Annotated in this window: 16 protein-coding genes and 1 tRNA gene; 14 read left to right on the top strand and 3 right to left on the bottom strand. The window is 32.2% G+C overall.

All coding sequences use genetic code 11. From position 1 onward, the window contains the following. Positions 1 to 2 precede the first annotated feature (2 nt). The 14 genes from cydB to ABMY20_RS12140 all read left to right on the top strand — a co-directional run bounded on the left by cydB (position 3) and on the right by ABMY20_RS12140 (position 22205). A complete protein-coding gene (cydB, locus tag ABMY20_RS12205; RefSeq protein WP_073184303.1) occupies positions 3 to 1079 on the top strand; it encodes a cytochrome d ubiquinol oxidase subunit II in 1077 nt (358 codons plus the stop codon). Positions 1080 to 1196: 117 nt separating this feature from the next. Further along, the gene (locus ABMY20_RS12200; RefSeq protein ID WP_349265409.1) at positions 1197 to 2507 is read left to right on the top strand and encodes a TolC family protein; all 1311 of its coding nucleotides are present in this window, start codon (positions 1197 to 1199) and stop codon (positions 2505 to 2507) included. 119 nt (positions 2508 to 2626) lie between these two features. Beyond that, entirely contained in the window at positions 2627 to 3700 is a 1074-nt protein-coding gene (locus ABMY20_RS12195; RefSeq protein WP_349265408.1) for an efflux RND transporter periplasmic adaptor subunit, read from the top strand. 63 nt (positions 3701 to 3763) lie between these two features. Continuing rightward, a complete protein-coding gene (locus ABMY20_RS12190; protein ID WP_349265407.1) occupies positions 3764 to 6970 on the top strand; it encodes an efflux RND transporter permease subunit in 3207 nt (1068 codons plus the stop codon). A gap of 1 nt (position 6971) precedes the next feature. Then, complete coding sequence (locus tag ABMY20_RS12185) at positions 6972 to 7160, top strand: DUF2892 domain-containing protein (RefSeq protein WP_349265406.1); 189 nt, start codon at positions 6972 to 6974, stop codon at positions 7158 to 7160. A gap of 231 nt (positions 7161 to 7391) precedes the next feature. Beyond that, positions 7392 to 8135, top strand: a complete 744-nt coding sequence (locus ABMY20_RS12180) for a response regulator (protein ID WP_053056758.1) — start codon at positions 7392 to 7394, stop codon at positions 8133 to 8135. Next, positions 8119 to 11076: a histidine kinase gene (locus ABMY20_RS12175; protein WP_349265405.1), complete on the top strand. Its 2958-nt coding sequence runs from the start codon at positions 8119 to 8121 to the stop codon at positions 11074 to 11076. Before ABMY20_RS12180 ends, ABMY20_RS12175 begins: the two co-directional genes overlap by 17 nt. Positions 11077 to 11204: 128 nt before the next feature. After that, positions 11205 to 12038: a hypothetical protein gene (locus ABMY20_RS12170; protein ID WP_349265404.1), complete on the top strand. Its 834-nt coding sequence runs from the start codon at positions 11205 to 11207 to the stop codon at positions 12036 to 12038. 8 nt (positions 12039 to 12046) lie between these two features. After that, complete coding sequence (locus ABMY20_RS12165) at positions 12047 to 13054, top strand: hypothetical protein (protein WP_349265403.1); 1008 nt, start codon at positions 12047 to 12049, stop codon at positions 13052 to 13054. A 1-nt stretch (position 13055) separates the two neighbouring features. Further along, positions 13056 to 13511 carry a hypothetical protein gene (locus ABMY20_RS12160; protein WP_047790376.1) on the top strand — a complete coding sequence of 152 codons (456 nt, stop codon included), beginning with the start codon at positions 13056 to 13058 and terminating at the stop codon, positions 13509 to 13511. Between the two features lie 174 nt (positions 13512 to 13685). Further along, entirely contained in the window at positions 13686 to 15683 is a 1998-nt protein-coding gene (locus ABMY20_RS12155; RefSeq protein ID WP_349265402.1) for a cadherin domain-containing protein, read from the top strand. 280 nt (positions 15684 to 15963) lie between these two features. Beyond that, positions 15964 to 17076, top strand: coding sequence for a DUF4932 domain-containing protein (locus tag ABMY20_RS12150; RefSeq protein WP_349265401.1), 1113 nt, complete (start codon positions 15964 to 15966; stop codon positions 17074 to 17076). A 444-nt stretch (positions 17077 to 17520) separates the two neighbouring features. After that, positions 17521 to 20715: a SusC/RagA family TonB-linked outer membrane protein gene (locus tag ABMY20_RS12145; protein WP_159615078.1), complete on the top strand. Its 3195-nt coding sequence runs from the start codon at positions 17521 to 17523 to the stop codon at positions 20713 to 20715. A 5-nt stretch (positions 20716 to 20720) separates the two neighbouring features. Further along, positions 20721 to 22205 carry a SusD/RagB family nutrient-binding outer membrane lipoprotein gene (locus ABMY20_RS12140; protein WP_349265400.1) on the top strand — a complete coding sequence of 495 codons (1485 nt, stop codon included), beginning with the start codon at positions 20721 to 20723 and terminating at the stop codon, positions 22203 to 22205. 93 nt (positions 22206 to 22298) lie between these two features. Here ABMY20_RS12140 and ABMY20_RS12135 read toward each other — a convergent pair. From ABMY20_RS12135 to ftsZ, 3 genes are all read right to left on the bottom strand, one after another. After that, a tRNA-Arg gene (locus ABMY20_RS12135) sits at positions 22299 to 22372 on the bottom strand. Positions 22373 to 22385: 13 nt separating this feature from the next. Beyond that, entirely contained in the window at positions 22386 to 22832 is a 447-nt protein-coding gene (locus tag ABMY20_RS12130; protein WP_281980591.1) for a GatB/YqeY domain-containing protein, read from the bottom strand. A 69-nt stretch (positions 22833 to 22901) separates the two neighbouring features. Then, the gene (gene ftsZ, locus ABMY20_RS12125) at positions 22902 to 24764 is read right to left on the bottom strand and encodes a cell division protein FtsZ (protein WP_047790373.1); all 1863 of its coding nucleotides are present in this window, start codon (positions 24762 to 24764) and stop codon (positions 22902 to 22904) included. Positions 24765 to 24837 lie beyond the last annotated feature (73 nt).

Genomic DNA, 24837 nt, shown 5'->3' with positions numbered 1-24837 from the left:
TTATGGAACTTTTCTGGTATATAGTATTAGTTACGATGTTAACCATTTATGTTATTTTAGATGGTTATGATTTTGGAGCAGGAATTATTCACTTATTCTTTGCTAAAAAAGAAGAAGATAAAAAGAAAGTCGTAAAAGCAATAGGTCCTTTTTGGGATGCGAACGAAGTATGGTTAATCGCTGCAGGCGGTGTCTTATTTTTTGCTTTCCCCACTTTATATGCTTCTTCATTTAGTGGTTTTTATCTTCCTTTAATGATGGTTTTATGGTTACTAATTTTTAGAGCTATTGGATTAGAACTTCGCGGACAAATACATAATAGGATATGGGAAAGTATTTGGGACAAAGCTTTTGGGATTGCAAGTTTGCTTCTCGCCTTATTTTTTGGAGTTGCATTAGGAAATGTGGTACGTGGTGTTAATCTAGGAAATGTAGTAGATGGTGTTTCTACTCATGAAGCACATTACTTTTTCCTCCCTTTATGGAATTCGGAATTCTCTCCTCACTCTGAAACACTTGGAGTTATTGACTGGTTTACTTTACTTCTGGGAATTATTGCAGTGGTATCACTAACTATCCATGGTGCCAATTGGGTTATTTTCAAAACCAATGCTAGTATTAACAACCAACTAAAAAAGGTTGTTTTTACTCTTTCTTTTGTTTTATTAGGTTTAGTAATTATTTCATTAATCGCTTGGCATGTTATAGAGCCTAAACCATTTCATAATTTCATAGAGCATCCTTTTTTATGGATTTTCCCTCTGCTAACTTTTGTAGGGTTATTTGGTTTATTCAACGTAAAAAAGCACAAAAAACACATCACTGGGTTTTTATATTCTTCTTTGTTTTTATTAGGAGGTTTGGCAACTACAGTCGCTTCAATTTTCCCTAAAGTTTTACCTTCAACCAATAACATAAATCCCGATTTAACAATTTATAATGTAGCTGCTAACGAGTATGGTTTGTCCGTAGGTTTAAATTGGTTTTTTATAGCTGCAATCCTAGTAGTTGTTTATTTTATTATTCAGTATAAAGTCTTTAAAGGAAAAATGGATGATGTAGACTATGGTGAACATTAGTATATTCTCTTTTATATATTCTACATATCCTCTTTACTAAAAAACATACCCTGTGTAACTAAAGTTACTGACTACCGTATATGTTGCCACTAAATTTGCTGTTATAAAACAGTAAAAATGAAAACATCATATATAAGTTTATTTATGGTAGCACTTTTTATATCTGCTACTACCCTAGCTCAAACTAAAATTTCCATTTCAAAAGGTGAGGTTTTGAAAAGAGTTCAGGAAAATAATACCTCATTAAAAATAGCTGAACAAAACTATCAGCAAGCACGTGCCGATTACAAACAAACCAACGCTATGTTCTTGCCAAATATTACTGCTTCTCATACAGGAATTGTAACTACCAATCCGTTAATGGCATTTGGCAGTAAGTTGAATCAAGAAATTTTAACGCAAGCGGATTTCAATCCAAATTTATTAAACAATCCAAAACGAACACAAAACTTTGCTACTAAAATCGAAGTTCAGCAACCTTTGGTGAATTTAGACGGTATTTACCAACGTAAAGCCGCTAAAACTAAAATGGAAGCAACCAACTTGCAGACGCAACGTACTCAAGAATATTTATTACTTGAAGTAGAAAAAGCATACATGCAATTGCAATTAGCTCACAAGGGAGTTTCGGTATTAGAAAAAGCCTTACAAGCCGCAGAAGCAAATCAACAAATGGCAGAAAATAGCTTTAAGCAAGGGTATTTACAACGTGCAGATGTACTAGCCATTGAAGTTCGAGTTACCGAAGTAAAAAATCAATTACAAACAGCAAAAAGCAATGTACTAAATGCCTCTAACTACTTGTCTTTTTTAATGAATGAAACACAGAACAACGTTTATGAACCTTCAGATAGTTTGCAAGTACACTTAACGAATCAATTTGCTGACATGACTATTTCTGAAAACCGTTCAGATATTAAAGCAATGGAATTAGCTTCTGAAGCCTATCAAAAAATGCACAAAGCTGATAAAATGGATTTTCTTCCTCGTTTAAATGCCTTTGGCAGCTACGAGTTGTATGATGATAAAATTTTCAACGCAGATGCTAGTGGTTATGTAGTAGGAGCTCAATTAACTTGGGATATTTTCAAAGGTTCTAAACGCTACGGAAAAGCACAAAAAAGCAAAGCTCAGTATGAAAAATCAAGATTAGAATACGAGCAGTACAAATCTAAAAGTCAATTAGAGTTAAACAACACTAAACGATTATTAAACGATGCAGAGGAACAATTAAAGTTAACCGAATTAGCCTTACAACAATCGGAAGAAGCCTTAAGAATCAGAAAAAACAGATTTAAAGAAGGACTAGAAAAAACATCCGATTTATTAACCGCTGAAACACAATACGCTCAAAAACAATTAGAATATTACCAAACCGTATATCAATATAACTATACCAAAGCTTATTTAGATTTTTTAACTCACTAAGTGAGATTTAAAATGCTCCGACACTTGTGTCGATTTTTTAAAATCAATTTCCTTTGGATACCTCGTAGGTTTGCTTTGAGGTAGTAAACTAAAAAATAATCAATAGTAAAAACGAACAAATGAAAGCTATATATACAATCGCCCTTGCCATATCACTTTTAGTAGTAAGCTGTGATAAAAAAGAAACAACAAACAATAACAACAAACCAACAGTAGCTGTAAAAGTTGCTAAAGTAACTGCTAATGATACCAATCCGTTTATCACTGCAAGCGGAAAAGTAGCAGCTACCAACAGTGCTGAATTAAGTACTCGTATGATGGGTTATGTAACCAACATACATGTAAAAGTTGGTGATAAGGTAAATAAAGGTCAATTATTAGTATCAATCAATAACAGCGATTTACAAGCTAAAAAAGCACAAGTAGAAGCTAATGTAATTAAAGCACAAGCAGGATTTTCAAGCGCTGAAAAAGATTACAATCGCTTTAAAAACTTATTTGAACAAAATAGCGCTTCTCAAAAAGAGTTTGATGATATCACTGTTCATTACAATGTTGCCAAAGCGAATTTAGAAGCTGCTAAACAGCTAAGAAACGAAATCAATTCTCAGTTTGCTTATACGAATATCAGAGCCCCATTTTCAGGAGTGGTAACCAACAAATTTATCGATAAAGGTGCAATGGCGAATCCTGGAATGCCTTTAATTTCTGTAGAAGGAAAAGGCGGTTTTGAAGTAACTGCGTTAGTACCAGAAAGTGACATTTCTCAAATTAAAAAAGACACAAAGGTTGATGTAGCTATCAAATCAATAAACAAAACGGTTACTGGAAAAATATCGGAAGTAAGTACCTCCGCCAAAAATACAGGGGGACAATACTTAGTTAAAATTGACCTAGATAAAACAGATAAAAAGTTGTTATCAGGAATGTTTGCAACAGTTCAGTTTCCTGTTGAAAAAACACAAAAAAGTACTGACATGGTTTTAATTCCGTCAGAAGCTTTGGTACACAAAGGACAACTATCAGGAATTTATACGGTAAGTCTAAGTAATACTGCTGTGTTACGTTGGTTACGCTTAGGAAGAACCTTTGGAAATCAAGTAGAAGTATTATCAGGTTTATCAGCCGATGAAAGCTATATCGTTTCTTCTGAAGGTAAACTTTACAACGGAGCAAACATTACAATTCAATAAAATCAATTTGAAAATGAACCAATCACCCCATTTTCAAATCAACAAATTTTCAAATTATATAAAATGAAAGAAGGTTTAGCAGGAAAAATAGCCAAAGGGTTTATAGGCTCTAAACTTACCATATTATTAATGGTAGTGTTTATGGTAATTGGTGTGTACAGCTCTTTTTTAATTCCGAGAGAAGAAGAACCACAGATTGATGTGCCTATGGCTGACATCTTTGTAGGATATCCAGGTGCGAGCCCTACAGAAGTAGAATCGAGAGTTATCAAACCCTTAGAAAAAATACTTTCGAACATCAAAGGAATAGAGTACGTATACTCTACTTCAATGAAAGAACAAGGAATGGTGATTGTTCAGTTTTATGTTGGAGAAGACATCGAGCGTTCGTTCGTAAAACTATACAATGAGATTAACAAACATATGGATCAAATGCCGAAAGGTGTTACGATGCCTTTGGTAAAAACACGCGCGATTGACGATGTACCTATGTTAGGGTTGACATTATGGAGTGAAAACTACGACGATTATCAGTTAAAGCAACTCGCACAAGAGCTTACTAACGAAATTGAAAAAGTAAACGATGTTGCGATTACTCAAAAAATTGGAGGTAGAAATCGTGAGGTTCGTGTGGTAGTAGACAAAGATAAATTAGCTGCAAGTGGATTAGACTTTCTATCGGTTACTGAAATGTTAAAATCCAGCAATCAGCAACTAAGTGCGGGGAGTTATGATAAAAACGATACCGAGTTTTTAGTAACTACAGGAAAGTTTTTACAATCTGCTGAAGATGTTAAAAACTTAGTGGTTGGAGTACAACAAAATCAACCGATTTATTTAAAACAAATCGCGAACGTAATAGACGGACCAGAAATTCCTAAAAACTATGTAAGTTTTGGTTATGGACAAGCAAGTAGTAATGTTTCAACGTATCAATCAGAATACCCAGCAGTAACCATTTCGGTAGCAAAACGAAAAGGAGCGGATGCTATGCAAATTGCCGATGTAATTTTAGCGAAGGTTGATCATTTACGTACCAACTTAATTCCTAATGATGTACATGTTGAAATTACCCGTAACTATGGTGAAACAGCATCACAAAAAGTATCAGAATTATTATTACACTTAATCGGTGCAATTATCGCTGTAACCTTAGTGGTAATGTTAGCCATGGGTTGGCGTGGTGGTTTTGTGGTATTCTTATCGGTTCCCATCACCTTTGCACTTACCTTACTAAGTTACTACATGTTAGATTATACCTTAAACCGAATTACCTTGTTCGCCTTGGTATTTGTGACGGGTATTGTGGTAGATGACTCCATTATTATTGCTGAAAATATGCACAGGCATTTTAAAATGAAGCGACTACCGTTTAAGCAAGCTGCCTTGTACGCTATTAACGAAGTAGGTAATCCAACTATATTAGCAACCTTTACCGTAATTGCTTCAGTATTACCAATGGCATTTGTTTCTGGACTGATGGGACCTTATATGAGTCCGATGCCAATTGGAGCTTCTATCGCTATGATTTTATCACTATTTGTTGCCCTAACGATTACTCCATATTTAGGATATATTTTCTTACGTGAAAAAGATAAACATAATGCTGAAGAAAAGTTTGAAGCAGATGAAACCAAAGCAATGCAAAGCACGCTAATCTATAAATTATATGAGAAGTTCGAGCGTCCGCTTATTGAAAATAAAACCAAACGTTGGGCATTCTTAGGAATCACTATTGCTCTACTGCTAGGTTCTATGTCGTTATTCTTTACCAAATCAGTCGCTGTAAAAATGTTGCCTTTTGATAACAAAAACGAATTTCAAGTAGTCATTGACATGCCTGAAGGTACTACTTTAGAACGTACCGATGCGGTAACTAAAGAAATTGCACAATACCTAGCTACACGACCAGAAGTGGTAAACTACCAAAGTTATGTAGGTACCTCTGCTCCAATTACCTTTAACGGATTGGTTCGTCATTACGACTTACGCGGGGGTAGCAATATGGCGGATATTCAAGTTAACTTAACTGATAAACATGATAGAAGTGAACAAAGTCATGATATTGCAAAATTGTTCAGACCAGAAATTCAAGCTATTGCAGCTAAATTTAATGCCAATGTAAAATTAGTAGAAGTTCCACCTGGACCACCTGTACTATCTACTATTGTTGCGGAAGTATACGGACCAGATTATGACAAGCAAATTGAAATCGCCAATGAAGTTCAAAATATCTTACACAATACAGACGATGTGGTAGATATTGATTGGATGGTAGAAGACAATCAAACTGAATACGAATTTGTAATCGACAAAGAAAAAGCAATGTTATATGGCGTAGCTCCTCAACAAATTGCTTACACTTTAAACATGGCACTATCTAACAGAGCGGTTTCAACTTTATATGATGAAGATGCTTCTAATCAAGTAGGAATTGTATTTGCTCTGGATGAAAAAGAAAAATCTTCTGTGCAAGACATTGCTCAATTGCAAATTAAATCGAAACACGGCAACCTAGTTTCTATAAGTGATTTGGTTTCTGTTGAAGAAAAAAACAGTGCAAAAAGTATTTATAGAAAAAATCAAAAGCGTGTAGTATATGTGATGGCTGATATGGCTGGGGAATTGGAAAGTCCCGCTTATGCTATTTTAGGAATGGAAGAAAAATTAAAAGAAATTCTACTTCCAAAGGGATATGAATTGAACGAATTATACATTAAGCAACCCGATTTTGAAGATGATTACACCGTAAAATGGGATGGTGAATGGCAAATTACGTTAGAAGTTTTTAGAGATTTAGGGATTGCCTTTTTAGGAGTTATCATTATTATTTATATGTTAATTGTAGGATGGTTTCAAAACTTTAAAGCTCCAATTGTAATGATGGTTGCCATTCCCTTATCAATGGTAGGAATTATTTTAGGACACTGGATGATGGGTGCTTACTTTACTGCAACTTCATTTATTGGAATGATTGCCCTCGCAGGAATTATGGTACGAAACTCCGTCTTACTTATTGACTTTGTCAACTTACGTTTGGCAGAAGGAGTTCCGCTAAAGCAAGCTGTGATTGAAGCTGGTGCAGTACGTACCACTCCTATCCTATTAACAGCAGGTACGGTAGTTATTGGCGCATTTGTAATCTTATTCGACCCTATTTTTCAAGGGTTAGCCATCTCTTTAATGGGAGGAACCATTACAGCTACTGTGCTTACCTTATTAGTCGTACCACTAGTATATTATTTAATTGAGCGTAAAAATTATAAGTAACATGAAAAATAGAATTGTACGTGGTATTGCAGGAACGTTTATACTTATCAGTTTAATCCTAGCAATCAAAGTAAATAATAATTGGTTATGGTTTACTGCCTTTGTAGGCGCAAACTTATTACAATCATCATTAACCAAATGGTGTTTACTAGATGATATTTTAACCAAGGTTTTTAAAATAAAAGATTAATTTATTCTATAGAATAATTCAACATAAGTTGATTTTCTTATACAATTTTGGGAATTGTTGCTGTAAATCTGCTGGAGCTTCAAAAAAATGCTCCATAATTACAGCAACACATTTCTATTTATAGTTTAGTAACAAACCTTCTTCCTACTATTTAATTCTTTCTCATAAACCCATTTTTTCTTTCGTAAAATACTGATAATTATATAACGTACTATCCCTATATTTGTTTTTATGGATGAAATTAGAGCAATCCTTATTGATGATGAACAAAGTGCTAGAAATGTTTTATCTAACTTACTAGAGAGAGCATCTATCAATATTACTGTTCTCGATTCTTGTAATAACTTAGAGTCTGGTGTTCAAAAAATAAAAGAACTACAACCCAATGTGGTGTTTTTAGATGTACAGATGCCTAATTATGCGGGCTATGAAATCGCAAGGTTTTTTGATGTTATATCATTTGAAATTATCTTTGTTACTGCATATGATCACTATGCTATTAAAGCTTTTGAGTTAAATGCTATTGATTATTTAGTAAAACCTATTGACAGAAATAAACTAGATATAGCTCTTAAAAAACTAGAGCATAAACTACATCAAGAAGCTTCGCTAGTTGACTATCAAGCACTTCTTGAAACTATAAAAGATAAAAACTATAAAAAAATTGTTATCCCTGAATTAGGGAATAGACATATTCTTAATTTAACAGACATTGTTGCTATTGAAGCTGACGGAGCTTATAGTAAAATACACGTTGTGAATAAAACAACTATTATCGCTAGTAAAAATTTAAAATTTTTCGAAAACACACTGTCTGAAGAGCCTTCTTTCTTCCGTTCTCATAGAGCGTGGATTGTTAATTTAACTTACATTGAGTTTTTAAACAAAACAACTTTAAACCTCACTCTAGATAATGGAGCTATTACTGCTAAAATTTCTAGATCAAGAATAAGTAGCTTTGAAAGTAGTATTTAGTCATAAACCATCATTTCTTTTAATAAAGTATTTTCTTTTATTACTTATTCTTTGTACTTCAATAGCAACAAAAGCACAAGATCCTGTATTTATACAATTATCTGAAAAAAATAAACTTCCCGATAATGAATTCTATAACATTCATGAAGATCGTAAAGGTTTTATATGGCTATGTGCAAACAAAGGATTGTATAGATACGATGGTAAAACCTTTAAAAACTATAGTAATCCTTTACAACGTGGAGCTTCTGTATTTAATACTCAAGAAGATAACTTAGGACGAATTTGGTGCAATAATATTTCTGGTCAGTTTTTCTATATCCAAAACGATGAGCTACATTTATTTAAAGACTTAAGTGGTTATTTAAATGGTGAACTGGGTGATTTTGTAATACAAAATGATTTTTTATGGGTTTTTACTGTAAAAACAATCTACAAAATAGATTTAAAAACTAAACAAATAATACAACAACACACTACTAAAAAAGGTTTTGGAACTCCGTTTTCTTTTAACAATACGATTTATTCAGGAGCCATCGATTCTATTATTTCAATAAACAAAGACAACAGTATAACTTCACTAATAGAAACCAATCTTCCTTATAAAGGAAAAAAAGGTAACGCTATAAGTTTGGGAAAGTCTATTATCTTTAAAACGAGCTCAACTTACATATACTCCCAAATAAGAAACAAAAAAAACAGCTTTTATAAATTAAACTTCTCTCAAAAAAAATTAGAATCTGTAAAAGGGCTAAAATCTCTTGAAAAAATAAAGCTCTATACTATTTTTGAGCATAACGATGAAACTTGGATAGCAACAAATCAAGGAGTATGGGTTTTTGCTTTCAAAAACGCTGCTTTTCAACTAAAAAAAAGATTTTTAACAGACAAACACATTACCAAAATCATTAGAGATAAAGACAATAATTATTGGCTTACTAGTTTAAATAATGGTGTTTATATTATTCCAAATATTCATATAGAAACCTGTAATATTCCTCTAAAAGAGGAAAATATAAAAACATTAGACAAAATAAACGATAGTACCTTGGTTATGGGGAGTAACCGTGGAAATGTTATTTTTTATAATACCAACTCCCATACTTCTAAAACTATTAATTTACCTGTTAACGAAGGAAAATTATCTAAACTAAAATACAACCCTAATCAGCAAAAAATTTACCTTAGTAAGGGGTTTAGAAGTTATATTTTAGATTATAAAAATTTAACCCTTGAAAAAACTAGATTTTTTGATGCTGCAAAAAGTTTTTCATTCTTAGCTCACAACGATTTACTATATACCAACCATAACAAAGTTGTTTTATTAAAAAATGCTAATTACAACGGTAAAGAAAAATTTATTTCAACAAATAAAAGAACTTACGATTCTTTTTATGACGAAATAAAACACCAAGTTTATGTTGCCTTTGTTGACGAATTAGCTGTATATGATAGCCTTTGGAACAAACAAATAATTGTAAACAATAAAAAACCCATCTATAGTAAATCGATAACCCAAACCGCTAATGGTATTATTTGGGTTGCCACATTTAAAAATGGCCTTTTGGGAATTAAAAATGGCAAAGTAATTCGACATTATACCACACGAAATGGCTTAACCTCAAATATTATTGAAAAAATTAAAGCTGACCAAAATAACCTATGGATTGTAGGTGTAAACAGTATTCAAAAACTCGATATCCTCACCCACAAATTCAAAACACTTACCAAGCGAGACGGTATTAAATCATACAATATTTCTGGTATTGAAATAATTGGTAACAAAATCTATTTCTCATCTGACAAAGGGTTATTTTCCATTGATAAAAACAATGCTTTTAAAACATTACATCCTAAAGTATATTTTAGTGCTGTAGAAATTAATGAAAAAGACACCCTAATTACTTCAAATTATACCTTAAGGTATAATCAAAACGCAATAAGAATAAATTTTAATGTTAATGGTTTTTTGTTTAACCAAAAAGGAACGTATAAATATCGTTTAAAAGGATATAACGATGCTTGGTTAACTACAGCTATTGGTGAAAACTCAATAAAATACAATAGTTTACCCGCGGGTGAATACACCTTTCAAGTACACCCATTTTTAAATAGTACAAGTACTAACTATGAAATAAAAGAGCTACACTTTTTTATTAAAAAACCATTTTGGAAAACGTTATGGTTTATCTTATTAATTGTTTCTATTATTTTAGGAGCTACTATTTTATACTTTAAACAAGCAATGCTAAAAAAGGAAAAAGAGCGCATTGCCCAACTTGAAAAAATATCTTTAGAAAAAGAACTGATCGCTATTAATTTAACTGCTTTGCGTTCACAAATGAATCCGCATTTTATTTTTAATGCGTTAAACTCTATTCAAGATTTAGTTTTACAACAAGACACTGATGCTTCCTACGACTGTATTGTATTATTTGCTAAACTTATACGAAGCACCTTAAACTATACAAATCAAGATTTTATTCCTATAGAAAAAGAGTTAGAATTTTTAAATGTATATCTCCAACTAGAAAAACTTCGTTTTGGTGATGACTTTAACTACACCATTACCTACGATTCTCATGAAGAATTAGAAGTTCCTTCTTTATTAATTCAACCTTTTATTGAAAATGCTTTAGTACATGGTTTACTACATAAAGAAGGAGAAAAAAAACTAGACATCACCTTCAATCTATCAGAAAATACCTTACAATGTATTATTACTGATAACGGTATTGGAAGAAAGAAAAGTAAAGAAATTAATCTCCGCCAAGGAAACCGTCATGAATCTTTTGCGTTGAACTCCATAAAAAAACGTTTAGAAATTTTTCAAAAACAATATGTTACTAAAATAGGTTTTGTTATTGAAGATATTTATAAAAACAACAATCCTAATGGCACAAGAGTAATTGTAACCATGCCTTTTAAGTATCTATTCTAAATTAACATCGCTTTTTACCTGCTTGTAAAAAACTATTCATAAACTCTTTTTACTGTTCACAAAACATTTTCTTACAAAATAATCCTTTACAACTACTATTGCATATCTAATACTAAAAAATAGTAAAAATGAAAAGTTTAAAAGAAAGATTATTTATTTTAATGATTGGACTACAATTAATATCATGTGGAAATAATGATGACAATGTAGTTGATACTCCTAAAAACAAAAGTATCACAAAAGCCTATTTCACAAAAACGTTTGCTAACTTCAAAGACACCTATTTCATTTATGATTTAGGAGATGTAATTAATAATTTTTGGGTTCCAGAAGTTTCGGTTGAAGGATATAATAGTGATTACAATTATGAAATAAAAATTAAAGGAGATGTATTAAAACAAGAATATACATTACCTCTTGAGTTTTCAAAAGTTGATGACACTAATGCTAATATCAATGTCTTAAATTTTATAAAAGAACATTTTAAAGCTAAAACAGACATTTACAAAGCTTTTATTGTTGAAAAAGAAAGTAACACAGAATTAGAAATTAGCATACCTACTACTTCACCTAACAGACCTTATATTATGATTGATGGAGATGAAGATGATTTTTTATATCACTTCTTTTTCCTAAGCAATAGAACTTCAACCTCAACAGTATTAACCGAATTAGGTTTAAGTACCCGTCAGCAATTCGATTTTCACTTTGGATCATCCGCAGCTTCTCCTATTGCCAACAACTTGACTATAAGTATGGAAATATATGATTTAAGTTTAAATAAATTAGGAGAAGTTACTACTACTCGTTTCTTGTCTGGTAATACTACTGCATACTCAATTCTTACGTCAGATTTTTCAACTTTTATACCAAACAGCGGTGAGTACTTTCTTAGACTTAGAGGAGTCTCACCATACGTGTTGAGATACAGTCCATATCAAAAAATTATGATTATTAAATAGACTAATTTATGAAAAAAATATTCTTACTAAGTGTATTAACTTTGTTAACAATAACAATACAAGCACAACAAACTCTTTTTGAAGCACTAGAAAACAATGGAGATGGAGCTACCTACCAAGGTTTTGGTGGTTTAGTAGCTAAAGGCGATGGTACTTATAATTTTAATACAGACTATCTGCCTGTTAAAATTGAATTAGAGCGCACCCCATCGGGCATTCCTGTTGGTTTTGAAGCTAGATTTATTAGTGAAAACAAACGAGCTTTTCGTGAAACCGAACTAAGTGATTATGGTACCTTAGACAATTATGTGTATCCGATGAGTATAAAACACGGTTATACAAAAAAAGGTTATATGGTAATTGATGATTTACTATTTGAATTAAGAAAAATATACGACGGAAGTGCCCCTCGTATGGAAAATGTAACTTCGGTTTATGTGCTTGTAAAAGACAGAAAAGCTACAGCTAAAACTCCTAAAAAGAAAAAGGGAGGGTTCCTTTCTAGAATGAACGCTAAAATTAAATCAGCCAGAAACTCATCAGTACCTTCTTCACCTACTTACAAATATCTTACATCTTTAAACCTCGATAAAAAGTTTAACGACTATGTAGTTGCTATGAAAAAAAAGCAAGCAATACCTTTAACAGCAAAAGACAAAGCTAAAATAGGCGCTATTAAAAAAGCAAAAAAAATGGATGCTGATGAAATAAAACGTTACAATGATTCTATCAGAGCCACTCCTGAATACAAAAAATTGAAAGAGCATCAAGCTCGTATGAAAGCTATGGATGAGGGAAATGATTTAACAACCGTAACTTTTATAAACCGAACTGGTAAAGATATTTATGTTTTTAAAGCGGGTAGTAAAAACTCAACCACTATAAGAGCCAATAGCTCTTCTAAATTTAATTGTTCTTACAGTTATTCTTATAAATTTAATCCAAATAGTGGTGGTTCGGGTTTACAATTGTACAATGCTAATTCTGGCTGCGAAAGGTCAGTAATCGTAAAATAACATGAAATTTTTCAACTATATTCTCGTATTTATATTCCCCATTACAGTCTATACTCAAAATGAAGTACCTACTAAAAATATTAATGGTCTTTATCATTTACTTGAAGGAGAAAGAACTGTTGGAAATAAGCAAACCAAAACTAAGTTTTTTCAATATAGCTTATTAGGTACTACAAAAACAGTAGCCGTAGCTGCTTGTAAAAAATGTATCCCTGCAATTTACAAATATCAAGAAGCAGAAAGTAAAGAGCTGAACAGGCCAGTTTTTTATAATAATATTGGTCTTTTTTTAATTTCATATGATAAAGAAAGTTTTGTTATGGTAATGGCAGCCAATAAGCAAGATGCAGATTGGACTAACTTTGCATACAGTAATTTTTATAGTAAAAATTACACAAAAGTAAAAGCAATGTCTCAAAAAAAAATTAAAGAATTTATTGTACGAATAGCAAATTAGTAATCGTCTTTCATAAAACATGCCCCCTAAAAATCAATTGATTTTTAGGGGGTTCATGGTTTATCTTGAATTTACATTTTCAATTTACAAACTCAATTTACTCTTCGTAAACTGTTTTTTTAAAATATCTATATATAAAAGTACTCTTGTACTATTAATTAAAAAAAGATCAAAATGAAATTATTTAAAAAAGGGATATTACTAAGCTTTATTGCTATTCAGCTTATTTCTTGTAGTAAAGACGATGAACCACAAAATACACCTCCTGTAATTAAAGCACAAAGCTTCGCCGTAGCAGAAGATAAAGCAGCTAACACCAAAATAGGTATTATTGCTGCTACCGATGTTAATAAAGACGACTTAACATTTAAAATTACTAAAAATGACAACAACTTATTTGCTGTAAATGTTTCTGGAGAACTAAGCATTGCTGCTAACAAAAGTTTAGACTATGAAACCCAAACCAAACACGAAATTACAGTTGAAGTAAGTGATGGTAAAGACAAAGCTTCAGCTACTATAACCATTAATGTTACCGATGTAGTTGAAAATGAGGCTCCAAAAATTAACGATCAAAGTTTTGAGGTTTCAGAAGATGCCACTACAGGGGTTACCTTAGCAACTGTAATTGCCTCAGACCCTAATAATGACACAATAACTTTTACCCTTGATGATGATAGTCTTTTTACATTCAGCTCTTCAAATGAAGGAAAGCTGCAGCTAGCATCAGGAAAATCTCTTGATTTTGAATCTAAAAACAAACACGAGCTAAAGGTAACTGTTAGCGATGGGACTTATAACAGTACAGCAACAATTACTATAAATATTACTGATGTTAATGAAGCACCAGTTATTACCGACAGCTCCTTTGTTAACGACGTGGCAGAAAATATAAATGATGATGATATTATCGCTGAAATAGTTGCTGTTGATCCTGAAAATGATGTTATTAATTACAGTATTACCTCAGACCCTGATCAACTTTTTGAAATTGACAATCAGGGAAAAATCACCTTAAAAACAGGTAAATCATTAGATTACGAAACAAATACTTCTCATACCATTACTGTAAGAGTTACAGATGATAAAGCCTTATTTACCGAAGAAACATTTACAATAAAAGTAACCGATGTAGATGAAAACGGAAGCAGTGCCACTGTAAGTACTTTCTCAGGATCTACCAGTGGTGGCTCTGGCGATAGGGACGGTATTAATGCCCTTTTTAATTCACCAGGAGGTATTGCAGAACATGGAGGGTTGTATTATGTGGCAGATGAAATGAACCATAGGATTAGAAGAATAAACAGGAATACGCTAGAAGTAACAACCTTTGCGGGATCTACCCAAGGCTTTGCAGACGGCAATGGTTCGGCTGCTATGTTCAATGGCCCCAGAGATATTATTGTTGATAGCCATGGAACGGTTTATGTAGCGGACACAGGGAACAATGTCATTAGAAAAATTACCCCAGCAGGAGAGGTAACTACATTTGCAGGGTCTGGCAATTTTGGCAATGTGGATGCCACAGGTACGGCTGCCTCTTTTTCCAATCCAAGTGGGCTGTGCTTTTCGGGCAGTGATATCTATGTGGCCGATTCTGGCAACCATACCATTAGAAGAATTACACCAAGCGCGGTCGTCACCACTTATGCAGGTAGCGCTGGCAATTCTGGTTATGTAAATGGCGACCGAATAGCCGAGGCACGATTTAATAATCCTGTAGATATTACAGTAGATACTAGAGGAACATTCTATGTTAGTGATAATGGTAATCATGTAATCCGAACTATTAATGGAGGTGTTACGGTGCGTTTACATGCTGGTCATCCAAATAGCTTTGGGTTTCAAGACGGAGCTGTCAATACAGGAAAATTAAATAGCCCCCAGCAAATAACGATAGGTGGTTCTGGCATAACGGATTTGTATATTGCTGACAGAGGCAACCATGCTATCCGAAAAGTGACATCCGTCGTTACCAGCGGTGGTGGCGGGTTTGGAACCTCACGGTTAGAACTGGTTACCGTTGCCGGTGGTAATGGTCGTGGAAATACGGATGGAAGTGGGAATACTGCACAATTAAACTTTCCGTACGGAATTATAAGTGATTCAGATGCTCCCGCTACTTCTGTTATTATAACCAACTGGCACTCGCTGCGTAGGATAGAGGAGTAAAGATATATTTTGTAAAAGTTGTGTTCATTAAAACCGGGGTTATACAACCTTGGTTTTTCTAAAACATCTAAAATAGCGACCAGTTTTTAAAAGGGCTGTTAGAACAAAATTATCAATATAAACCAAATAAGAAAACATGCCCATATACTGATGGGCATGTTATGTATATTATAGTCTAGTTTTGGCCAGTTCTAAGCATTTTCATAAAAAAGTATTGCCGAGGGTAGTATCCCTCAAAAGCAAAACAATAACTCATTAAGATTAGATATTGAAACAAAAGATGAAACAAATAATAGGAATATTCTTGATTTTAATCACTTTAAGTGCTTGTTCTCAAGAGAAAAAAAAAGTAAGCGAACAAAAAGAAACAATACTAAAAGAACCAAAAGTAGATAAACGTATAGAGTTATTAAGCATTGTTTTTAGGCTTGCAGACAGCCATGAATATAGTCAAAATCTTTTTCCTAAGTATGTTGAAAGCATTCAAAATCATTTTGAGAAATTTAAAAGTCACAATTTAATTAAGTATGTAAAAAGTGAATTACATGAAAAAGGAATTGGTTTTAGTTCAGTTATGAGTATGGCTATACATATAACTGAACCTCAAAATATAAAAGCTATGATAGTGCCTTTTTCAAATAAATCACTAGAAAGACCATGGAGTAAAGAAAGCTCTACACAGTTTTTAAAACTGTTAAATGAATTTTATATTGATGCCGACTGTGAAACTTTTTTTAATAACAATAAAGAACTCTACAAAGCTGCATCAAATAGATTTAAAAAAGTTTATCAAAATTTAGACCTAGAATGGTATCAAAAATTTTATGGAGAAGACCCAAAAGGAGAATTTAAAATTATAAATGCCTTGGGAAATGGAGGAGCGAGCTATGGTCCAAAAATAATTTATCCGAATGGAAATGAGGTGATCTATGCTATAATGGGAACGTGGAGTGTTGATAACTTAGGTATGCCTAAATATGAAGTGAACGATTATTTTCCAACTATTTTACATGAATTCAATCACTCATTTGTAAATCATATTATAGAAAAGCACCGCTCTGAGCTACAAGAAAGCGGGACAATCATCTTTGATAAAGTAAAAGATAAAATGAATAAACAAGCATATGGTAATTGGAAAACTATGTATGATGAAGCGTTGGTTAGAGCGACTGTTATTAAATATATGAAGGACCATAATTATGATAAAAAAACAATCGAAAACGAATTGAATGAGCAATTAAATAGCGGTTTTTTATGGACTCATGAGCTGGTCAAAGAACTAGAAAGATATGATAATAATAGAGATAGATATCCAACATTAGAGAGTTTTATGACAGAGTTAATATTTTTTTTCAATAAAACAGCTTCTGAAATAAGCAAACAAAAAATATAAACCCTAAAAAACAGTTAAAATTATTCAACAAAGAAATACTTATTACTCTCCATAACGCTACAATTAATTTATTATATCATAATAATTATTATACAATTAAAAATTCAGTAGAAATTAAGGAAAATATTTAAAGAGAACATTTAACTAGTATTGATTCCTTATACTAAATTAATAAACCTACCTACATTCTTATTAACTTCTATAATTAGAATAAATCAAAATAGTAACCTCTATACTATTTATTAAATAAAACAAGATTAAAAAACTCCAAAACAGTAATAGGTTCTAAAAAACAACATCTTAAAATAAAAAACAATTAAAAAAACATTAAAAAGAACAAAACTTAAACTATTATAACTAATAACAATACTATATTAACAAAACAACAATAATAACAATTTATTTTTTATTTATTTACAAAATAAACTTAATTTTTTTAAAAATATGAAAACAAAATTGTTACTACTGTTCTTTCTTGTTACATCAATTGTAATTGCTCAAGAAAAAACAGTATCTGGGGTAGTTTCAGATGAATCCGGGGGGCTTCCAGGGGTAAGTATACTCATTAAGGGTACCACAAAAGGTACAGAAACAGACTTTGATGGTAACTACTCTATCAAGGCTAAAGAAAATGATATCTTAATATTTAGTTTTGTAGGAATGACAACTATTGAAAAAACAGTTGGATCCTCTAACGTGATAAGTGTAACTATGTCTACAAACGAAAATGTTTTAGATGAAGTAGTTGTTACAGCTTTAGGTATAAAAAGAGAAAAAAAATCTTTAGGATACGCTACACAGGAAATCAAAGGAAACGACCTAACTAAGGTAAATTCAGGAAACATAGCTAATTCTATTTCTGGTAAAATATCTGGAGTACAAATTAGACGAAATGGTAATATTGGAGGATCCACCAATGTAATTATAAGAGGAACAACATCTTTAACTGGTAACAACCAAGCTCTTTGGGTAGTTGACGGAGTCCCGTTAAATAATGATAACACAAATACTGCTGATCAAAAAAGCGGAGGTAACACAGGAGGATATGATTTTGGTAATGCTGTGGCTGACATCAATCCTGATGATATTGAAACTATGAATGTATTAAAAGGAGCTGCTGCTTCTGCCTTATATGGTTCAAGAGCTACAAACGGTGTTATTATAATTACCACTAAAAAAGGAGGAAAAAGTAAGGGTTTAGGTATTACAATTAATAGTGGCGTAACAATTGGAGCTGTAGATTTTAAAACATTACCTAAATATCAAAAAGAATATGGTAGTGGTTGGTGGAATTCTTTTTCAGACCCTTCAAGAAATATCGATTTAGGCAGTGGTTCTCACCCTTATGAGCCTACAGATGATGCTTCATGGGGGCCTGCTTACGACCCTAATTTACTAGTATACAGGTGGAACTCTTTTTTTCCTGAACTTTCTACCTACGGTAAAGCAACACCATGGACGGCTCCTAAAAATGATGCTAATAGCTTTTACACAAAAAGTATTACTTTTAACAATAACATTTCTATTTCTGGTAATAATGAAGTTGGAAGTTTTCGTTTTAGTTATTCCAAATATGATTTAAATCAAGGAATATTACCAAACAGTAGTTACAAAAGAGATAATTTTAACTTATCAGGAAGCTATAAGCTAAGTAATAAAACTACTGTTACTGCATCTGCTAACTACAATAAAACCCATGGTAGAGGTCTTAATGAAACTGGATATGGTGCTGGTGGTAACAATTACCTCAGTAGTGTAAGACAATGGTACTCTTCTAGTGTTGACTTTGCTGATTTAAAAACAGCTTATAAAGAAACACAACTAAACACAACTTGGAGTGTATATGGACCTTACGATTTAAATGTTGCATTTCATGACAATCCTTATTTTCAAAGAAAGAATAATATAGGAAGTATAAGAAGAAACCGCTTTTTCGGTAATTTTAGTTTAACAACTGAAATAAAAGACTGGTTAAGTGTTACCGGAAGAGGTGGTATTGATTCTTATAATCAAACTCAAGAAGAAACAATAGCTGTTGGCTCTAAAAGACAACCTGAACTTAAAGGGCAATACTCTAGATTTGATAAAAACTTTAGGGAGTTCAACTTAGATTTAATTTTTAATGCTCAAGGAAAAATTACCAATAATATAAGTTTCACTGCATTATTAGGAGGAAACGTAAGAAGAACAAAAAGCAATTATACTTACGCTATTACAAAAGGCGGCTTAGTTATACCTAACATCTACGCTATAAACAATTCTGTTCAAAATCCAGACCCTTTATCTGAGTCTATATCATCAATTGGTACTAATAGTATTTATACAAACGCTTCTTTGAGCTTTTATGATACTTATTTTTTAGAAGCTACCTACAGAGTTGATCAGTCTTCTACTTTACCTAAAGAAAATAATGTTTATAATTATCCTTCTCTAACTGCTACATATATCTTTAGCAAACACTTGAAAGCTAACTGGCTTTCATTTGGAAAACTGCGCCTTAATTATGCTGAAACAGGTAACGATGCTCCTTTTGCTGTACTTAACTCTCAGTATATTAAATATTCAAACTTTGGAGACGCTATACAATTTTCCACAGAAAACAGCAGAAAAAACCCAAACTTAAGAAGCGAAAAAACTAAAGGTTATGAAATTGGTTTAGAAACAAAAATGTTTAATAATAAATTGGGGTTAGATCTTTCATTATACAAAACCAACACTACAGACCAAATAATGTCTGTTGGTGTAACGGGAGCTACAGGAAGTACATCTGCATGGGTTAACGCTGGTAATGTCGAAAATAAGGGTATTGAAGTCAGCTTAAATGCTACCCCTATAAAAACAGATAATTTCACATGGGAATCTCAAATTAATTGGTCTACCAACAAAAATAAAGTTATTAGCCTTAATGAAAATGATAGTCGTTTTGAAATTGGAAGATTTCAAGGAGTGTCTCTAGTTGCAGAAGTAGGTAAACCTGTTGGACAAATGGTTAGCTCAGGATTCAAATACATTAACAATCAAAAAGTTATAAAAGAAAACGGCTACTACGATATTGAAAACAGTAAAATCATAGGTGACATAAATCCTGATTGGATTGGTGGTATAAACAATAAGTTCAAATACAAAGATTTTTCTTTTAGTTTTTTAATAGACGTTAAAAAAGGAGGAGATGTATGGTCTTTAGATCAAAAATACGGAGCACAAACTGGTATTTACCAAAGTAGTGTTGGAAATAATCACTTAGGAAACCCTAAAAGAAACTCTGTTACAAACGATGAAAATAGTGGAGGAATTATATTAGATGGAGTGCTTTCAGATGGCACTAGAAATACCAAAATTGTTCCTGTTGATTATGATTTAGGTGCAAATACCCCAGATGAGGGGTATGTATATGATGCTTCTTTTGTTAAATTAAGAGAAGTTTCTTTTAGTTACAATCTTCCTAAGAAATTTTTAAAAAACACTTTTCTCAATAGCCTTTCTTTTACAGCAAGTGGTAGCAACTTATGGATAATACATAAAAATTTACCATATGCAGACCCTGAAGCTGGTGCTTCTTCTGGTAACCTACAAGGTTTCCAAACAGGTGTATTACCTACTACTAAAGAATATAGTTTTAACATAAAAGCTCAATTTTAATAGATATGAAAATAGTCCATAAAATAAAAAGAACTGTAATATTAGGATTAGGAATAACTTTATTATTTTCTTCTTGTAATGATATTGAAAACCTAAATACTGACACTAAAGGGTATGAAACTGTATTACCTGAAGCCCTTATGACGCAATCTCAAGTGAGCTACATGTATTTCTTAACAAATACAAACCCTAACTCTAATAATTTCAGAAAATATGTTCAGTATTGGACTAATACCGAATTTGTTGATGAAGACAGATATAATCAAACAAAAAGAAATATTGGTACAGGTTTCTGGAATCTACTTTATAGAGATGTTTTAACTGATTTTAAAAACGCAAAAGAGATAATAATATCACAAAATGTAACACCTAACAAAGAAGCTGAAAAGCAAAACAAAATTGCTATTGTAGAAATACAAATGATTGCCGTTTTTCAAACACTTGTTGATTTATATGGTGATGTACCATATACTGAAGCTTTAGATTTTGTAAAATATCCAAAACCTAAATATGATGATGCTCAAGAAATTTATTTAAGCTTAGCAGATCGTCTTAATAAAGCCATTAATCAGCTAAACACGAATGAATCTAGTTTTTCTTCTGGAGATTTAATTTATGGAGGAAATGTTAATCTATGGAAAAAACTAGCTAACAGTATTAAGCTAAAGTTAGGACTTCATTTAGCAGATATACCTGAACTTAACTCTGATGCTAAAGATTTAATTGAAAGCGCCTTTAAATCTGGAGTAATATCTAATAATTCTGAAAATGCACTATTACAATATTATTCTGTCTCTGGTCAAAGGAATCCTATTTTTCTAGCTCTTACAACTGAAAATCATTATGTTCCAACAAAGTTTTTAGTAGATGAGTTAAATTCAAAAAAAGACCCTAGAAGAGATATTTTTTTTAATTCTAATTCAAAAATAAATGGAGAATATGTTGGTTATCCATACGCAATAGGTCCCAGTGGAGGTGGGTATCAAAATACATCTAATACAAATATTGAAATATTTAGAGATCCTTCTTTGCCTGGTGTTTTGTTTGATTTTGCCGAAACATCATTTTTATTAGCTGATGCTGCTAATAGAGGTTTTGATGTTGGAGGAACAAGTGCCACCTATTATATGCAAGGAATTGAAGCTAGCATGGACTATTGGAATGTAAGTTCTTTAGATAAGCAAAACTACTTAAATAGACCTGATGTTTCTTTTAATACTGCGTCTGGTACCACAAAAGAAAAAATCGCGTATCAATTATGGATATCTTATTACAATAGAGGCTTTGAAGCTTGGACTGAATATCGTAGACTGGACTTTCCAAACATAAAAGCTCCTGATAATGCTGTATCTGAAGCAGATGGCAAAGTACCTGTTAGGAATATCTATTCTCATTTAGAAGCAACACTTAACAAAACGAATTATGAGACTGCTTCAGCAAAAATAGGAGGAGATTTAATGACTACTAAAATATTTTGGGATAAGTATTAAAACATAGTAGGTAAAAACTATACTTTGTTCTCATAAAAAGATTGTTTTTATCAAAAAGAGATTGTTATAGTAACAATCTCTTTCTATTTTTAGTGACCCAGAGAGGACTCGAACCCCCAACCCTCAGAGCCGAAATCTGATGTTCTATCCAGTTGAACTACTGAGTCTATAAAATAATTGTTATGCCAATTTAGCTTTTACAATTGCTGAAATTGTTTTCCCATCTGCTTGTCCTGCTAATTGCTTCGATACAATTCCCATTACTTTTCCCATATCTTTCATTCCTTCAGCACCAACATCTGCAATAGTTTTCTCTACAACATTTCCAATTTCTTCTTCACTTAAAGCTTCAGGTAAAAATTGTTCTAAAATAGCCGCTTCAGCTAATTCAGGTTCAGCCAAATCATTACGTCCTTGTTCTGTAAACACAGTAGCACTATCTTTACGTTGTTTTACCTGCTTTTGAATAATTTTTAATTCTTCTGCTTCTGTAAGCTCTCCTGCTCCCGCTTCGGTATTTGCTAGCATAAAAGCTGACTTTAATGCTCTTAAAGCCGTTAAAGCTACCGTGTCTTTAGACTTCATAGCTTCTTTCATTTTATCCATTACCTGCTTTTGCAAACTCATATTTTTATGTTTTAAAGTATTAAAAAATCCCGATAAATCGGGATTTTAAAAATAAGTGTTATTCTTTTATTAATCTACATTATCGTGTAAAAACGAATTATTAGAACGTAATAAATCGTTATTATCTGTATTCAATGCTGTATCTGATTTACTAATATCTGATCCTGCTTCAATATCAACTCCTAATCTTTTATATGCTGGTTGACGTTCTATTTCATCTATATTTTTACTAACCTGATCATTAAATTTATAATTAAAACCCTTCATTTTCTCTCTTCTTTCCTTAGCTCTTTTCTGCAATTCAGAAATTGTTAAATCTAATGGAGAAACTTCTTCACTTGTAGTGTTTATATTATTAATTTTTTCTTGTGTTTGAGATTTTACCTCAAATTGTAACTCCTCTTCTACTTGGTCTTTAATTATCGGAGTAGAGCTTTTACCAATTGTTGGTTGTGCACTGAAGTCATCTAATACATAGCGCTTTTCAACCTTATGATACTTTACTTCTTCAGCTTCTACTTCGATATTTTTAATCTCGTTAGACGTTTCAACTAGATGAGATGCTGGTTTTATTTCTTCATAAGAATTTAATGGTAAATCAAACAACAAGTCTTGTTGTGTTGATTGCTCTTTTACTTCTCTTTCTTCTACTTTAGGTTCGGCTATATTAGTAATAATGAAATCGTCTTCAGAAACTGTTTCTATTTCAATTTCATCGTATGTAACATCTATATTTTTTATTGCTTGTGTTGTTGGAATAATTTCAGCTCTTGGTTCAACTTTTTCTTCCTCTAAAACATGAATAACTTTATTTGATGGCTTGTTTTTTATAGGCTCATTAATTGGTGTAGAAGTTTGTACTTGTTGATCTCCAAAATTATAAGTTGCCTTTTGTTCATCTTCTAAAGTATGAACTATTTTTTTCACCTCAGTATTGGTTATATTCCCTTGCTGATCAGCAGCAAAACCCGTAGCTACAACGGTTACAGCTATTCCGTCTTCTAATGATTCATCTTCTCCAATACCCATAATAATATTGGCGTCATAACCTGCTTCATCCTGAATATAATCATTAATTTCTCCTATTTCATCTAGCGTAACTTCATTTCCTCCCGAAACGATTAATAGTAATACATTTTTAGCTCCAGTAATTTTATTATCGTTCAACAAAGGAGAGTCTAATGCTTTTACAATAGCATTTTTAGCTCTGTTTGCTCCTGTTTCTTTTGCAGATCCCATAATTGCTGTACCACTGTTTGATAGTACTGTTTTAGCATCGTGTAAATCGATGTTTTGCTTATAATGATGGGTAATTACCTCTGCTATACCCTTGGCTGCTGTTGCTAATACTTCATCTGCCTTAGAAAAACCTGCTTTAAAACCTAAGTTACCATAAACTTCGCGCAGTTTATTATTATTGATAACAATTAATGAATCTACATTATCACGTAAATCATCAATTCCTTTTTGAGCTTGTTTTGAGCGCATTCGTCCTTCAAATTGAAATGGCATCGTAACGATTCCTACCGTTAAAATATCCATATCTTTAGCTATTTTTGCTATAATAGGAGCTGCTCCTGTACCCGTACCTCCTCCCATACCTGCGGTGATAAACACCATTTTGGTATGTGTACTCAACATTTGTTGAATTTCCTGTATACTTTCAGCCGCTGCTTGTGCTCCAATTTCTGGATTAGCACCTGCACCTAAACCAGAAGTTAAGTGTGCTCCTAATTGAACCTTATTAGGTATAGGACTGTTTTCTAATGCTTGTGCATCTGTATTACAAATTACAAAATCTACTCCGTGAATTTGTTTACTATACATGTGGTTTACAGCATTGCTTCCTCCCCCACCAACACCAATTACTTTAATGGCATTCGATTGTGTTTTTGGCATGTCGAATGAAATGTTATCAAATTCTGCGCTCATAATAACTTTTCTTTTTTATTAATTCTTATTCAATTTTACACTCCTTTTTAGGGGATTAATTAGGAGTATTCTT

Origin of the sequence: Tenacibaculum sp. SSH1-16, from assembly GCF_040104435.1 — a bacterium.
Lineage (GTDB): Bacteria > Bacteroidota > Bacteroidia > Flavobacteriales > Flavobacteriaceae > Polaribacter > Polaribacter mesophilus.
Note: the sequence above shows the minus strand (reverse complement) of the source record. Positions and strands in the feature narration are given on the sequence as shown.